Annotated in this window: 12 protein-coding genes; 7 read left to right on the top strand and 5 right to left on the bottom strand. The window is 58.4% G+C overall.

Going from position 1 to position 14,499, the window contains the following annotated elements; all coding sequences use genetic code 11:
* The 3 genes from AC2FLO_RS20120 to AC2FLO_RS20110 all read right to left on the bottom strand — a co-directional run bounded on the left by AC2FLO_RS20120 (position 1) and on the right by AC2FLO_RS20110 (position 3,660).
* A complete protein-coding gene (locus AC2FLO_RS20120) occupies positions 1 to 1,332 on the bottom strand; it encodes an NAD(P)/FAD-dependent oxidoreductase (RefSeq protein ID WP_496752305.1) in 1,332 nt (443 codons plus the stop codon).
* Positions 1,333 to 1,468: 136 nt separating this feature from the next.
* Complete coding sequence (locus AC2FLO_RS20115) at positions 1,469 to 1,693, bottom strand: hypothetical protein (RefSeq protein ID WP_496752304.1); 225 nt, start codon at positions 1,691 to 1,693, stop codon at positions 1,469 to 1,471.
* A gap of 308 nt (positions 1,694 to 2,001) precedes the next feature.
* Positions 2,002 to 3,660: an NAD+ synthase gene (locus AC2FLO_RS20110; protein WP_480585675.1), complete on the bottom strand. Its 1,659-nt coding sequence runs from the start codon at positions 3,658 to 3,660 to the stop codon at positions 2,002 to 2,004.
* A 153-nt stretch (positions 3,661 to 3,813) separates the two neighbouring features.
* On the opposite strand from AC2FLO_RS20110, the gene AC2FLO_RS20105 reads away from it, so the two are divergent.
* Positions 3,814 to 5,295, top strand: a complete 1,482-nt coding sequence (locus tag AC2FLO_RS20105) for an MORN repeat-containing protein (RefSeq protein ID WP_496752303.1) — start codon at positions 3,814 to 3,816, stop codon at positions 5,293 to 5,295.
* 4 nt (positions 5,296 to 5,299) lie between these two features.
* Here the strand turns inward: AC2FLO_RS20105 and AC2FLO_RS20100 are convergent, their stop codons facing one another.
* Complete coding sequence (locus AC2FLO_RS20100) at positions 5,300 to 5,965, bottom strand: SDR family NAD(P)-dependent oxidoreductase (protein ID WP_496752302.1); 666 nt, start codon at positions 5,963 to 5,965, stop codon at positions 5,300 to 5,302.
* 290 nt (positions 5,966 to 6,255) lie between these two features.
* Between AC2FLO_RS20100 and AC2FLO_RS20095 the strand changes: the two genes are divergently transcribed.
* Positions 6,256 to 7,824: a 2-isopropylmalate synthase gene (locus AC2FLO_RS20095; RefSeq protein WP_267365497.1), complete on the top strand. Its 1,569-nt coding sequence runs from the start codon at positions 6,256 to 6,258 to the stop codon at positions 7,822 to 7,824.
* A 105-nt stretch (positions 7,825 to 7,929) separates the two neighbouring features.
* Here AC2FLO_RS20095 and AC2FLO_RS20090 read toward each other — a convergent pair whose 3' ends face one another.
* Positions 7,930 to 8,715, bottom strand: a complete 786-nt coding sequence (locus tag AC2FLO_RS20090; protein ID WP_480585671.1) for a 23S rRNA (adenine(2030)-N(6))-methyltransferase RlmJ — start codon at positions 8,713 to 8,715, stop codon at positions 7,930 to 7,932.
* A 155-nt stretch (positions 8,716 to 8,870) separates the two neighbouring features.
* Here AC2FLO_RS20090 and AC2FLO_RS20085 point away from each other — a divergent pair, with 155 nt between their 5' ends.
* Genes AC2FLO_RS20085 through rodA form a run of 5 tightly spaced genes read left to right on the top strand, consistent with a single transcriptional unit; the run spans position 8,871 to position 14,489 of the window.
* Entirely contained in the window at positions 8,871 to 9,917 is a 1,047-nt protein-coding gene (locus tag AC2FLO_RS20085) for a rod shape-determining protein (protein WP_039523195.1), read from the top strand.
* 58 nt (positions 9,918 to 9,975) lie between these two features.
* Positions 9,976 to 10,878 carry a rod shape-determining protein MreC gene (gene mreC, locus AC2FLO_RS20080; protein WP_209506411.1) on the top strand — a complete coding sequence of 301 codons (903 nt, stop codon included), beginning with the start codon at positions 9,976 to 9,978 and terminating at the stop codon, positions 10,876 to 10,878.
* Complete coding sequence (locus AC2FLO_RS20075; RefSeq protein WP_480483238.1) at positions 10,871 to 11,407, top strand: rod shape-determining protein MreD; 537 nt, start codon at positions 10,871 to 10,873, stop codon at positions 11,405 to 11,407. The genes mreC and AC2FLO_RS20075 overlap by 8 nt, the downstream gene beginning before the upstream one ends.
* Positions 11,404 to 13,353: a penicillin-binding protein 2 gene (gene mrdA, locus AC2FLO_RS20070; RefSeq protein WP_480585668.1), complete on the top strand. Its 1,950-nt coding sequence runs from the start codon at positions 11,404 to 11,406 to the stop codon at positions 13,351 to 13,353. Before AC2FLO_RS20075 ends, mrdA begins: the two co-directional genes overlap by 4 nt.
* On the top strand, positions 13,350 to 14,489 hold the full coding sequence (gene rodA, locus AC2FLO_RS20065; RefSeq protein WP_209506418.1) for a rod shape-determining protein RodA: 1,140 nt from the start codon (positions 13,350 to 13,352) through the stop codon (positions 14,487 to 14,489). The genes mrdA and rodA overlap by 4 nt, the downstream gene beginning before the upstream one ends.
* The last annotated feature ends 10 nt before the right edge of the window (positions 14,490 to 14,499 follow it).

Here is a 14,499-nt window from a genome sequence, read left to right as displayed (position 1 = left end):
CTAGTAACCCGGATCCAGTCGCACTTTTGAGCCGTCAGTGAACCGAGACAGACGGAACGCGGTCGGATCCACACAAGGGGTTGAATCAGTGACAAGGTCAGCCGTCAGGCGGCCGGCGCCGGGCCCGATGCCAAAGCCGTGGCCGGAAAAGCCGGTGGCGATATACATACCCGGCATGTCATCCACGCCCGAGATTACGGGAATGGCGTCGGGGGTAACATCAATCATACCCGCCCAACTTTGGACGATTTCACTGTCCTGCAAGGCAGGAAATCCTTTTCGTGCACTGGCCCAGGCTTGTCGCAAAAACTTCTGCGAAGGTTCAGGATCCAAAACCCGGCACAGCTCGAACGGGGTTACGTCGGTCGGCAACCATTTTCTGTTCTGACGGGCCTCGATAGCCCACTGTTTTGACCAGCGAAAACGCAGGGATTTCCATTCCTGCGCAAAGGCAAAACGAAACTGCAACCCCAGCCGGAAACTGTCTGGCACGATATCAACCGTGTTCTGATGTCCCGACGCGATGGTGTGCCCGCCATCTGCGCGCTTTCGGATCGCAAAATCATCCGACCATAGCGCAGTTTCGGGCCCATCTTTCACCGGAGAGGTCCGCAGAACTGTGTTCAGAACCTTAAGCTGCGGCAGGTTGATACCTGCATTGCCCGCAAACAGACGCGACCACGCACCCCCCGCCAAAACCACGCGCCCACAGGCGACCTTGCCGCGTTCGGTGAATACACCAGCAATACGCCCATCCTGAATGTCCACACTTCGCACAGCGCAGCCTGTCATGATCACAGCACCTAGACGACGTGCGGCTTCGGCGATGGCCGGGGCGGCCCATTGCGGTTCAGCCCGCCCGTCCTGCGGCATGTACAGAGCAGATGCCAGGCCGGTTTCGTGCCCGTGCAACAACTCTGCCAACTCGCGTCCCGACACCATTTTTGCCCCGGTCTGCAATCCTTCCACATGGCGCATCCAACGCTTCAGGTTGACTTCTCCCCGCTTGCCGGACGCGCCGAAAAGAATGCCGGATTGCGCATAGCCGGTATTGCCATCCAAGCGGGCATCAAGGGTCTGCCAGATCCGCAACGCCTCTTGCATCAGGGGAATTTCGCGGGGGTCACGCATGCCCAAACGCACCCACCCCCAATTGCGCGAGCTTTGTTCAGCTGCAATCTGCCCCTTTTCGCACAAAAGGACGGAAGCGCCGCGTTCAGCCAGTTCCAGCGCGGTTGAAACGCCGATTATGCCGCCGCCAACAACGACAACATCAACAGATTTGGGAAGGGCAAGATCGGATTCTACGGGGTTCGGTTTTGGTGCCGTCATAAATACGCAATACTCTGTCGCCTGAACCCGTATGGGGACCAAGACCCAGAAGTTTGGCAACACGAATTGTCACAACATCAGCACTATTTTTACGCCTGTGGCCCAGACGCCAATGGCAACGAAAATCCTCAGCACATCACGCTGCGCCGGACAGTTCCGCCCATTTCTGACGCAGCTTCGCGGTCAATCCGGTGTCTTTTTGCACGGTCTGCGCGGTTACGTCCTTCTGCGGCAACAAGCTTGGAAACTCAGCCCGAAGCGACGCCGCTGCCTGTTCGTCGGACAGCCGCTGTTCATTCAGGACACCGGCAATCGCCGCTTCCAGCTTTTCCTCATCCAGCTCCTGCGACGGAGATTCCATCGTCCGCCGTTTCAAAAGAGCATGATGCGATCCTTGATATTCCTCATACATGTCAAAACCAAACCATTTACTCAGACATCCAACCCCGGATGCGTCACACTTCATCAAAATCAATTCGCGACTTTGAGAATTGCGTCGCACCCGCCCCACATAGGGCAATTTTCAAGCCAAAATGTGGCAGAAAGTTGGCGTCACAACAAGTCAGAGACCGGTTTTAGCGCCCGTGGCAGGCCCATAACGAGAAATCTGAAAACAATCAAAAGGACGGAAACTTTACTGTTTCCAATCCCGCGCGCGAATTGCGGCAATCAGGGGCGATCGCGCCAGCGATTCACAATTGGATACCGCCGATCCAGCCAGAACGCGCGGTTGCTCAGGCGCGTGCCGGGGGCGGACTGAAACCGTTTATACTCGCTGATATAAACCAGATGTTCGACCCGCTGAGCATCTGCTTCGTTGTACCCGGCGGCGACACAGTCTGCGATCGATCCGTCCTGATCGACCAGGATCTCAAGTATTCCGTCCAGCACCGGGTAATCCGGCAGGCTATCGCTGTCTTTCTGATCTTCGCGCAGTTCCGCACTGGGCGGTTTGTCGATGACAGAGGGACGGATCACTTCGCCTGCAGGGCCCATCATCCAGTCTCGGTGATTGGCATTGCGCCAGCGGCAGGTTTCGAACACACGGGTCTTGTACAGATCCTTGATCGGATTATAGCCGCCGTTCATGTCGCCATAGATCGTGGCATAGCCCACGGCGACCTCGGATTTGTTGCCGGTGGTCAACAGCATTTCGCCGAACTTGTTCGAGATCGCCATCAACAGCAACCCGCGCAGGCGGGATTGAATGTTTTCTTCGGTCAACCCTTCATCCAGCCCTGCAAACAGCGGTGCCAAAGTGCTGGTGACGGCTGCGCGGCTGTCCGAGATCGGCACGTAGTCATAATGCACGCCCAGCGCTTTGGCGACCGCCTCGGCATCGTCAAGCGAGGCCTGGCTGGTGTATTCCGACGGCAGCATCACGCAGCGGACATTTTCGGCCCCGATGGCATCGACCGCAATGGTCGCAACCAGCGCAGAATCGACCCCACCGGACAAGCCCAGCAGCGCCTTCTTGAAACCTGTTTTTCCCATATAGTCGCGAAGGGACTGCACCATTGCGCGATAATCCTGCTCCCACTCATCCGGTTGGGGCACGATTTCACCTGATGCGATCCGCCAGCCGTCTTCGCCGCGCTCAAGATCGACTTGCGAGAGCAGCTCGTCAAAAACCGGCATCCGGAACGCCAATTCCCCGCCCGGGTTCAGGCCAAAACTAGCACCGTCAAAGACCTGATCATCCTGCCCGCCAACCATATTCAAGTAGATCAGCGGCAGGCCGGTTTCGACCACGCGCGCGACCATATGGTTCAGTCGCACATCGTATTTATCCCGAAAATAAGGCGACCCGTTGGGGATCAACAAAAACTCGGCCCCGGTTTCCTCCAGCGTTTCTGCCACGTCCGGGTGCCAGCTGTCTTCGCAGATCGGGCTGCCAATCCGGAAATTCCCTACCGAATACGGCCCACCCAATGGACCCGCATCATACAAGCGCACTTCGTCGAACACCGTCTCATTCGGCAAGTGGTGCTTCAGAACCTTGCTGGTGATCCGGCCACTCTTCAGGATCAGGTAGGCGTTGTACAGCTTTCCATCGTCGACCCAGGGACCACCAATGGCAATTGCAGGACCTTCAGCGCATTTTGCGGCCAGCGCTTCGACCGCAGCCATGGCTGCGCGGTGGAATACCGGTTTGAGAACCAGATCCTGCGTGTTGTAGCCGGTGATGAACATCTCGGGGAAGGCCACCAGATCCGCGCCCGCTGCCTTGCCTTGTTCCCATGCCGCAACGGCCTTGGCCGCGTTGCCTTCGATATCGCCAACGGTCGGGTTCAGTTGCGCCAGAGTGATGCGGAAACGGTCGGCCATGCTGCCCTCTTGCCTCGTAAGTCCTATTGCCATTTAGCAGATCACTGCGCGAGTAAAAGACCAATGCGGCAAAAGCCGTTGCTCTGCCCGCAACGGTACCTTAGTTTTGCGAAAGAGATATCACCAGCGACGACCGGGCAGACAGGACCAGAAATGAACGTGATCCGAAACTCTATTTTGGCGGCGGGGATGAGCCTGACAGCTGCCACTGCTTTCGCGCAGGACGGGACCGTCATCGTCAAGGATGATGAAGTTGGCGGTGTCTATGAAGGCACTTATGAGAACGGGTTGCGGCACGGGACAGGAACGTATCGGCTGCCGAATGGGTTTGAGTACACGGGGCAGTGGGTAGAAGGCGAGATTCAGGGTCAGGGTACGACACACTACCCCGACGGGTCAGTCTACGAAGGCATGTTCGCCAAGGGTCAGCCCGAAGGGCGCGGCAAGATTATCTATGCCAATGGCAGCAGCTACGAGGGCGATTGGTCCAACGGGTCAATCAACGGCACCGGCATCGCTGAATTCACGAACGGCACGCGCTATGAGGGTGAATTCAGGAACGCCCAGCGACATGGCAAGGGCGTGCTGAGTTTTCCCGACGGATATATCTATGACGGCGACTGGGTCGACGGTGAGCGGCAGGGCAAAGCAAGGATCACCTATGCCGATGGCAGCGTTTACGAGGGCGACGTCAGCGCAGGCATGCGCGATGGCACCGGCACGCAGACGATGCCCGACGGAATGGTGTATTCAGGGGATTGGTCCGGGGACCAGATCACCGGGACGGGCAGCCTGACCTATTCCAATGGCGATGTATACGAAGGCGAACTTCAAGAAGGGCGCCGCCACGGCAAGGGCAAAGTGACCCACGCCCAAGGGGATGTGTACGAAGGCGATTTTGTCGACGACCGTCGCCACGGCAAAGGAACGTTCACCGGAACGGACGGCTTTGTGTATACCGGCGACTGGAACGCCGGGCAGATTGAAGGTCTTGGCGAAGTGACCTATCCGGATGGCTCTGTCTATGTCGGCGATTTTGTTGCCGATCTGGCCGAAGGAAACGGCAGCATCACCTATCCGGACGGATCGACCTATGAAGGCGAATGGATCGCGGGTGTTATCGAGGGTCAGGGCACGGCCACCTATACCAATGGTATGATCTACAAAGGCCAATTCAAAAACGCGCAAAGCCACGGCAAGGGTGTGGTTACGCGCGCAGATGGCTCGGTATATGACGGCGACTGGGTTGAAGGCGTGCGTCAGGGCAAAGGCAAGGCGACCTATTCCGATGGCACGGTCTACACCGGTGATTTCCTGAACGGAAAACGGCACGGCAAAGGGGAAATCGTAACCCCTGCCGGGTTCAAGTATACGGGCGACTGGTCGGACGGAAAAATCAACGGCGTGGGTACCGCCACCTACTCGAACGGGGATGTGTATGAGGGCAGCTTTGTCGACAACAAACGGCAAGGCAGTGGGACGATGCGCTATGCCAACGGCCAGGAGGAAAGCGGTGTCTGGGAAAACGGCGTGTTGCCAGATCAGACCTCGGACCAGCAGAGCGACGCTGACACCCCTGCCCCGCAACCCAACCCTGATGCAAATACTGAGGCAACCGGAACCTCGGACGGGTGAAGGCTCACCACGGGACCCGCTTACCGGCCCAATCATAGAACCCTCCGGTATCAGTGAGCGTTAACCCGCGTATCACGTTCAACAGGTTATCGGCGGCGGCTTCAGGTTCGACGGCAGGATGACGACCCAGGTATTTGTTCGTGAACTCTGTTTTTACCGTGCCGGGGTGAAGGGCGACGCAAATCGCCTGTTTATGTGTTCGGGCCAATTCAATTGCGGCGGTATGGACGACCTGATTGACCGCTGCCTTGGCCGCACGGTAGCTGATCCAACCACCTATCCGATTATCCCCGATTGATCCCACCCGCGCCGAAAGCACCGCGAATACAGATCGTCTTTGTCGCGGCAACAGATGATACGCGTGGCTTAGCACCAATGCCGGACCAACGGCATTCAACGCAAACTGATCCATCATGGCGTTGGCTGAAATCGCCCGAATGGTCTTTTCCGGCACAGAGCCGTCTATCTCCAAGGCGCCCGAAGCCACCAGAATCAGATCAAACTGACCCGGTAGGTTTTCAAGCTTCAGCATCACCCCGTCCGGATCGGTCAGGTCAAAGCCGTCCTCCGACCGGGACAACCGCGTGACCGAAACGCCCTGCTCAACCAGCCGTCCGGTAACAGCTGCGCCTATCCCGCCAGAAGCACCAATTATCAATGCAGTTTCCATCCATGATCAGCTAGCGGCGCTGTGCAAACAATCAAGGCGGTCGAAACAAGGGCAGTTGCCAGAAGTTCGCGTATTGCAAATTGGTTCTTTTCATTCCCGGCGGGCTCTGTATAACCTCAATCCCATGATCAACCGCGCAGATATCCCTTGTGTCGACACCGCCCTTCGCGGTGCGTCGCTGCGTGGCCTACTGATCCTAATCCGCCTCTGAGCGTGCCATCCGGCGCGCCCGCTCAGAGGAGGACGCCAGCGCGCCATAGGCTTTAGGACAGAAGAAGAAAGAGAACCCCATGACCAACGTGACCGACCAAGACCGCGTCTTGATCTTCGATACCACTTTGCGCGACGGCGAGCAGAGCCCCGGCGCCACCATGACCCATGACGAAAAGCTCGAAATCGCCGAGCTGCTGGACGACATGGGCGTCGATATCATCGAGGCCGGTTTCCCCATCGCGTCCGAAGGCGATTTCAAGGCTGTGACCGAAATTGCACAGCGGTCGAAAAACAGCCGCATCTGCGGTCTGGCCCGTGCAAATTTTGCCGATATCGACCGCTGCTGGGAGGCGGTAAAACACGCCGAGAAGAACCGCATTCACACGTTCATCGGCACTTCGCCGCTGCACCGCGCCATCCCGAACCTGACCATGGACGAGATGGCCGACAAGATCCACGAAACGGTCAGCCACGCGCGCAACCTGTGCGAAAACGTGCAGTGGTCTCCGATGGACGCGACGCGAACCGAATGGGATTACCTTTGCCGTGTGATCGAGATCGCGATCAAGGCTGGGGCAACCACGATCAATATCCCGGATACGGTGGGCTATACCGCTCCGGTGGAAAGCGCGGACCTGATCAAGCGTCTGATCGAAACGGTGCCGGGGGCGGATGACGTGATCTTTGCCACCCATTGCCACAATGACCTTGGCATGGCGACCGCGAACTCGCTGGCCGCTGTGGCAGGTGGTGCCCGCCAGATCGAATGCACCATCAACGGTCTGGGCGAACGCGCTGGCAACACGGCGCTGGAAGAAGTTGTCATGGCACTGCGCACGCGCAACGATATCATGCCGTGGCACACTGGCATCGACACCACCAAGATCATGCACATCTCGCGTCGGGTTGCGACGGTCTCGGGCTTTCCGGTGCAGTTCAACAAGGCAATTGTCGGCAAGAACGCTTTTGCCCATGAAAGTGGCATCCATCAGGACGGGATGCTGAAAAACCGCGAAAACTTTGAAATCATGCGTCCTGAGGACATTGGTCTTTCGGGAACATCCTTGCCGCTTGGCAAACATTCGGGCCGCGCAGCCTTGCGCGACAAGCTCGAAACGCTGGGGTTTGAGGTGGGCGACAACCAGCTCAAGGATATCTTCGTCCGGTTCAAGGATCTGGCAGATCGCAAGAAAGAGGTGTTCGACGACGATCTCATTGCACTGATGACGCTGGACGAGGCTGACGACCACCTGCAACTGGTTTCGATGAAGGTGACTTGCGGCACGGGTGGTCAGGCGGAATCGACGGTCGAGCTGGAGGTTGAAGGCGTGGACAAAACCGCCACTGAACATGGCGACGGCCCGGTGGATGCGACCTTTAAGGCGATCCGTGCGATTTACCCCAACACAGCACGGCTTCAGCTTTATCAGGTTCATGCCGTAACCGAGGGCACGGACGCACAGGCGACGGTTTCCGTGCGCCTGGAAGAGGATGGAATGATCGCAACCGGCCAGTCGGCAAACACCGACACCGTCGTGGCGTCAGCAAAGGCTTATATCCACGCTCTCAACCGCCTGATTGTGCGCCGTGAAAAAGCTGGGCCGGGCGCGGATGCGCGCGAGATCAGCTATAAAGACCTGACGTGATTGCGTAAATCATCCGGGCAACCGCAAGTTTGGTTGCCCGGAAAATCCAACACGACCCACGGTGATGGATTGGGTGCTTTATCCCGACCAGCGTCTCGTCTGCAGCTAAAGCTGCGCGAAAAGCTTGGAAAGGCGGTTCATTTCGTCGCCGATACCGAACGGCGCGTTCACAACAAACATACCTGACCCAATCATCCGGTGCCCCTCACGCGCAGGCGGGAATGTCACTTCGTGGCAAATGGCTTTGGGGTAGTTTCGCGATTTGAGCGCCGCAGTCATCCCGGTATGTCGATTGTCCGTCAGGATCGGGTACCAAAGGGCAATCACGCCCACATTCCACTTGCGGTGCAGCTTGGCGATAATGCCGGGCAAGCGGTCATAATCGACTTTCACCTCGTAACTGGGGTCAATCAGCATCATGCCCCGGCGCGGAGCTGGAGGCAGCAAGGACTGCGCCAGATCGAACCCATCCTGCTGATAGACTTTCGCCCCAAACGGCGACATCGCCAACGACAGGGCCGCAAATTCCTGTGGGTGCAGTTCCGCGAGGTGCAAACTGTCCTGTTCCCGCAACATAGTCGCAGCAATCATCGGCGATCCTGGATAGGCCATGTCGCCGTACCGGGCCTGTACCTGCTTCAGGACCTGCGCCATCGGGTGGTCGGGCCCGAACCACCCTTCCCGCTGTGCGCGACCGATCCCTGCCTCTGCCTCTCCTGTCCGAATGGATTCGTCTGCATCCAACCGATACAACCCACGCCCGGAATGCGTTTCGATATAGCTGAGCGGCTTGTCCTTGCGTGTCAGATAATCCAGCACCCACGCCAGTAAAGCGTGCTTTTGGACATCCGCCAGATTCCCGGCGTGGTAAATGTGTTGATAAGAGAGCATTTTGCCTTCTAAAGTCCCATTCAATAAGGCGGAAAGGTGCTGATTGTCGCGGAATCAGCCCTTTTACCGGGCGTGATGGCACCCTATAAGTCATCCGTCCCGGAACCGTCGAGTCGCGGGCAGTAGAAAACCGACATTACAGGATCAGGGAAAACATGGGGATCTTTGGCAATCTGGGCGGCCTGTTCACAGCGGACATGGCTATCGACCTTGGAACAGCAAACACGCTGGTTTACGTCAAGGGGCGCGGTGTCATCCTGTCTGAACCTTCGGTTGTGGCCTATCACGTCAAAGACGGTGTGAAGAAAGTTCTGGCTGTTGGCGAAGATGCCAAGCTGATGCTGGGTCGGACGCCCGGTTCGATCGAAGCCATCCGCCCCATGCGTGAAGGTGTGATCGCGGATTTTGATACTGCCGAAGAAATGATCAAGCACTTCATCCGCAAGGTGCACAAACGCTCGACCTTCTCGAAACCCAAGATCATTGTCTGCGTTCCCCATGGCGCAACCCCGGTCGAAAAACGTGCAATCCGGCAGTCGGTCCTGTCAGCAGGTGCCCGTCGCGCGGGCCTGATTGCCGAACCGATTGCGGCCGCAATCGGGGCCGGCATGCCGATCACCGACCCGACCGGCAACATGGTTGTTGATATTGGCGGGGGCACTACCGAGGTTGCTGTTCTGTCGTTGGGAGACATTGTCTATGCCCGTTCGGTCCGCGTTGGTGGTGACCGGATGGACGAGGCCATCATTTCCTACCTGCGTCGCCAGCAGAACCTGCTGGTAGGTGAATCCACGGCTGAACGCATCAAGACAACCATTGGTACCGCCCGCATGCCCGACGACGGGCGCGGTCAGTCGATGCATATCCGGGGGCGTGATCTGTTGAACGGCGTGCCCAAGGAAATCGAGATCAGCCAGGCCCAGGTGGCCGAAGCGCTGTCAGAGCCCGTGCAACAGATCTGCGAGGCGGTTATGACCGCGCTTGAGACAACGCCCCCCGATTTGGCTGCGGACATTGTCGACCGTGGTGTGATGCTGACCGGCGGCGGCGCGCTGCTGGGCGATCTGGACCTGGCCCTACGCGAACAGACCGGCCTGGCGGTATCCATTGCGGACGAAAGCCTGAATTGTGTGGCTTTGGGCACCGGCAAAGCACTGGAATATGAAAAACAGCTGCGCCACGCGATTGACTACGAAAGCTAAGGCGCGCACCCTCGGAAGATAGGGTTATGTCGGCGCGAGCAGCACGGGAAGGTAACCTGTGGCAAAAGACCGATCACAGCGCGATGAGTACACTACCCCCCTGCGACGTTTGTTGCTGGGGATCGTTGTGCTGTGCCTGCTTGGTATCTTCCTTCTGTGGCGCATCGACAGCCCGCGCGTTGAACGGTTCCGCGCGCGGATCGTGGATACGGTTGTACCGTCGATGGAATGGGCCATGGTCCCCGTGACTGCCGCCGTCAATCTGGTGCGTGACTTCCAAAGCTATCAGCGCCTGAGCGAGCAGAACCGGGAACTGCGTAGCGAACTGCGCCTGATGCGCGCCTGGAAAGAGGCTGCTTTGCAGCTTGAACAGGAAAACGCGCGACTGCTGGATTTGAACAATGTCCGCCTTGACCCGCGTCTGACTTATATCACCGGCGTTGTCATGGCCGACAGCGGGTCGCCATTCCGGCAATCCGTTCTGCTGAATGTCGGAGAGCGTGACGGGATCGTGGATGGATGGGCCACGATGGACGGCATTGGCCTGGTCGGCAGGATATCAGGTGTTGGCCCTGACACGGCACGCGTGATCCTTGTGACGGATGCCACCAGCGCGATTCCCGCAACCATTCAACCTTCTGGCCAGACCGCGCTAATCAAAGGCGACAACAACCCCGCGCCCGCGGTGGAGTTTCTTGAAAACCGCGAGCTGGTTCGCCCCGGCGACCGGGTGATCACTTCGGGTGATGGCGGCGTGTTTCCTGCGGGCCTGCTGATCGGTCAAATTGCGGCAGATCCCGGGGGGCGCCTGCGGGTCCGCCTGTCGGCAGATTTCGAAAGGCTCGAATTTCTCAGGGTTCTGCGGTTTCACTCGGCTCCGCCCATTCAGGATCCGGGCAGTATAGTCGGGCCCACCCGCCCAGAGGCGGCGCTGACCCCGGATGAGGTCAGCGATGGATAGACCGGCCTCGCAAATCTGGGCCATGCGCAGCCTTTATGCCTTGCTGGCTTTTGCTGTGCTGTTTCTGCATCTGTTGCCGTTGGACGCTCAACCCGATCGTTGGCCTTTTCCCGACGTCCTGATTGCCCTGACTTTTGCCTGGGTGCTACGGCGGCCCGATTACGTCCCGACTGTATTGGTTGCGCTTGTCATGCTGATGGCCGACTTTCTACTGCAACGTCCACCGGGCCTTTTGGCAGCGCTGACCGTAGTCGGGTCGGCCTATTTGCGGTCAGCGGCGTTGGGTATGAGGGATGCGGGATTTGCCGGAGAATGGATGTCTGTCGGCATTGTGATCACGGCGGTCATTTTGATGAACAGGGTCGTACTATCGGTGATGTCCGTGCAACAGGCCGCATTGGGGCCGGTCGTGATTCAGCTTGTGCTGACGGTCGCTGTCTACCCGTTGGTCGTGTTGCTTAGCCAAAGCGCGTTGGGGGTTCGCCGCATATCCGCTGCTGATGTCAGCGCTGTGGGAAGCCGGGCATGAAACAGCGTAAACCCAAATCCCAGGGCCTTGCCTATAAGCGCCTGCCACGCAGAGCGCTGTTGCTGGGTGGTCTACAGGCGGTGTTCATAGGCGGTCTGGCGGCACGAATGCGGTTCATGCAGGTCGAACAGGCCGACGAATACCGCCTGTTGGCCGAAGAAAACCGTATCAACATCCGGCTTATCCCGCCGACCCGTGGGCGTATCTATGACCGGAACGGCCAGATCATCGGCCAGAACTCACCTTCCTATCGCATCGTCATCGTGCGTGAAGACGCCGATGACGTGGAAAAAGTCATCGCCAAACTGTCGGAACTGATCCCTCTGAACGAAGATGAGATCGAGCGCGCCAGGACTGAAATGCGCCGCTCGGCGCCGTTTCTGCCGGTGACGCTGGCGGATCAGGTTACGTGGGAGGATATCTCGAAGGTTGCGGTCAATGCTCCGGCGCTGCCGGGCGTAACGCCCGAGGTCGGCCTGACACGGCAATACCCACGATACGAGGATTTCGCACATATCGTCGGCTATGTTGGCCCGGTCAGCGACTATGACCTCAGCAAGATAGAAGACCCTGAGCCGGTATTGCGCATTCCAAGGTTCCAGATTGGAAAGGTTGGCCTTGAGGCCAAGCAGGAAATCGAACTGCGCGGCAAGGCCGGTGCAAAGCGGGTCGAGGTCAACGCGACGGGCCGCGTCATGCGCGAGCTTGACCGGCAGGAAGGACAACCCGGCGCAGACCTGCAACTGTCCATCGACGCTGATCTGCAACAATATGCACAGGCGCGACTGGCGGGCGAAAGTGCAGCCGCAGTTGTCATAGACTGCGTAACCGGTGATCTGCGTGCGGTCGCCTCGGCACCCAGTTTTGATCCGAACCTGTTTGTTCGTGGCATTTCGGTCGCCGATTACCGGGCATTGACAGAAGACAAGTACCGTCCGTTGGCGAATAAATCCGTGCAAGGAACTTATCCTCCGGGATCGACCTTCAAGATGGTCACCGCGCTGGCCGCGTTGGAAGCTGGCGTAGTCTCTCCCGGCAACACCGTGTACTGCCCCGGACACCTGAAGGTCGGCAGCCGTCGCTTCCATTGCTGGAAGCGTGGCGGGCACGGAACGGTCGACCTCAACCTTTCGCTGAAACGCAGCTGCGATGTCTATTACTATGACGTGGCTCTGCGGGTTGGCATCGACAAGATCTCTGACATGGCCCGCACTTTGGGACTGGGGGTCAAGCATGACATCCCTATGTCAGCGGTGGCGGATGGGCTGGCCCCCAATCAGGAATGGAAGCAGCGCGCGCACGGTCAGGAGTGGCTTGTGGGCGATACGGCAAACGCGTCCATCGGCCAGGGATTCATGCTGGCTTCACCGCTGCAGCTTTCTGTGATGGCCGCCCGCATCGCCACCGGTCGCGCGGTCACGCCGCGCCTGGTGCGCTCGATCGACGGTGTTGAACAACCCTCGGGCGCCGGAGAACCACTGGGCCTTAATTCTTACAATCTGGAACAGGTCCGCAAGGCCATGTTCTCGGTCTCGAATGACAGGCGGGGAACGGCATATCGAAGCCGCATCATCGCGGATGAGTTCCGGATGGCGGGGAAAACCGGAACCAGCCAGGTTCGAAACATCACCAAAGCAGAACGGGCCGCAGGCGTGATCCGAAACGAGGACTTGCCGTGGGAGCGTCGCGACCACGCGCTGTTCGTTTGCTTCGCACCGTATGACAACCCAAAATATGCGGTGGCCGTGGTTGTTGAGCATGGCGGCGGCGGGTCCACAGCCGCAGCCCCGGTTGCACGCGACATCATGCTGCAAGCTCTTTATGACGGCACTCCGCCGCTTGAGGCATACCCGGTTGCCGACCGCGAACGCATCAAGGAACAGCAAAAACGGCTGGAGGGTGACAAGCGCCCCAAGGCGCGACCGGATGGAAAGGACCGTGCATGAGCTATCTTGAATATGCCGTCAAATCCACGCCGTCGGGGTTTCGCAAGTTCCTGTATATGAACTGGCCGCTGACGTTGCTGCTGATCAGCACCGCCAGCGCGGGCTTTCTGATGCTGTACTCCGTTGCAGGCGGTTCGTGGACGCCCTGGGCCGAGCCGCAAATGGAACGTTTCGGGCTTGGCCTGACAGTGATGTTCATCATCGCACTGGTTCCGATTTGGTTCTGGCGCAACATGTCGGTGCTGGCCTATCTCGGCTCGGTGGCTTTGCTGGTATTTGTTGAACTGTTCGGCACCATCGGCATGGGTGCACAGCGCTGGATCGACCTTGGGTTTATGCGCCTGCAACCCTCAGAGGTCATGAAAGTCACGCTGGTCATGTTGCTTGCAGCTTATTACGACTGGCTTCCCTCGCACAAAACGTCTCGTCCGCTTTGGGTTCTTATTCCGGTTGTCCTGATCATCTTGCCTACCTTGCTGGTTCTGAAACAGCCCGATCTTGGCACATCCATCCTGCTTCTGGCCGCAGGAGGTGGGTTGATGTTTCTGGCAGGGGTTCACTGGGCCTATTTTGCCGCCGTTATTGCTGCTGTCGTGGGCCTGATCGCCGCTGTGTTCAACAGCCGTGGGACCGACTGGCAATTATTGAAGGACTATCAGTTTCGGCGCATCGACACCTTTCTGGACCCGTCCACCGACCCATTGGGGGCCGGATACCACATTACCCAGTCCAAGATTGCCTTGGGGTCCGGGGGATGGAACGGGCGTGGTTTCATGCAAGGCACGCAGTCCCGCCTGAACTTCCTGCCCGAGAAGCATACCGATTTCATTTTCACGACGTTGGCCGAAGAGTTCGGATTTGTCGGGGGAACGACCCTGTTGACCCTTTATGCCTTGATTCTGGTTTTCTGCATGGTCACGGCCCTGGCAACCAAGGACCGGTTTTCATCTCTGGTCACGCTGGGTATCGCGCTGAACTTCTTCCTGTTTTTTGCCGTCAACATGTCAATGGTAATGGGCATGGCCCCTGTCGTGGGTGTACCACTGCCAATGGTCAGCTATGGTGGCTCGGCCATGCTTGTTCTGATGGCAGCCTTTGGCATCGTCCAAAGCGCCCATATTCACCGCCCCCGTTGATCTGAAAGGG

The organism is Ruegeria sp. TASC047 (genome assembly GCF_059612445.1).
This window is presented reverse-complemented; position numbering and strand designations above follow the sequence as displayed.

What these genes read in the sequence shown, in the direction of transcription:
- AC2FLO_RS20120 (WP_496752305.1), bottom strand. Translation starts at nt 1,332, where the DNA reads ATGACGGCACCAAAACCGAACCCCGTAGAATCCGATCTTGCCCTTCCC.
- AC2FLO_RS20090 (WP_480585671.1), bottom strand. Translation starts at nt 8,715, where the DNA reads ATGCTCTCTTATCAACACATTTACCACGCCGGGAATCTGGCGGATGTC.
- rodA (WP_209506418.1), top strand. Translation starts at nt 13,350, where the DNA reads ATGAGCTATCTTGAATATGCCGTCAAATCCACGCCGTCGGGGTTTCGC.
- AC2FLO_RS20100 (WP_496752302.1), bottom strand. Translation starts at nt 5,965, where the DNA reads ATGGAAACTGCATTGATAATTGGTGCTTCTGGCGGGATAGGCGCAGCT.
- AC2FLO_RS20075 (WP_480483238.1), top strand. Translation starts at nt 10,871, where the DNA reads ATGGATAGACCGGCCTCGCAAATCTGGGCCATGCGCAGCCTTTATGCC.
- mrdA (WP_480585668.1), top strand. Translation starts at nt 11,404, where the DNA reads ATGAAACAGCGTAAACCCAAATCCCAGGGCCTTGCCTATAAGCGCCTG.
- AC2FLO_RS20105 (WP_496752303.1), top strand. Translation starts at nt 3,814, where the DNA reads ATGAACGTGATCCGAAACTCTATTTTGGCGGCGGGGATGAGCCTGACA.
- AC2FLO_RS20085 (WP_039523195.1), top strand. Translation starts at nt 8,871, where the DNA reads ATGGGGATCTTTGGCAATCTGGGCGGCCTGTTCACAGCGGACATGGCT.
- AC2FLO_RS20095 (WP_267365497.1), top strand. Translation starts at nt 6,256, where the DNA reads ATGACCAACGTGACCGACCAAGACCGCGTCTTGATCTTCGATACCACT.
- AC2FLO_RS20110 (WP_480585675.1), bottom strand. Translation starts at nt 3,660, where the DNA reads ATGGCCGACCGTTTCCGCATCACTCTGGCGCAACTGAACCCGACCGTT.
- AC2FLO_RS20115 (WP_496752304.1), bottom strand. Translation starts at nt 1,693, where the DNA reads ATGGAATCTCCGTCGCAGGAGCTGGATGAGGAAAAGCTGGAAGCGGCG.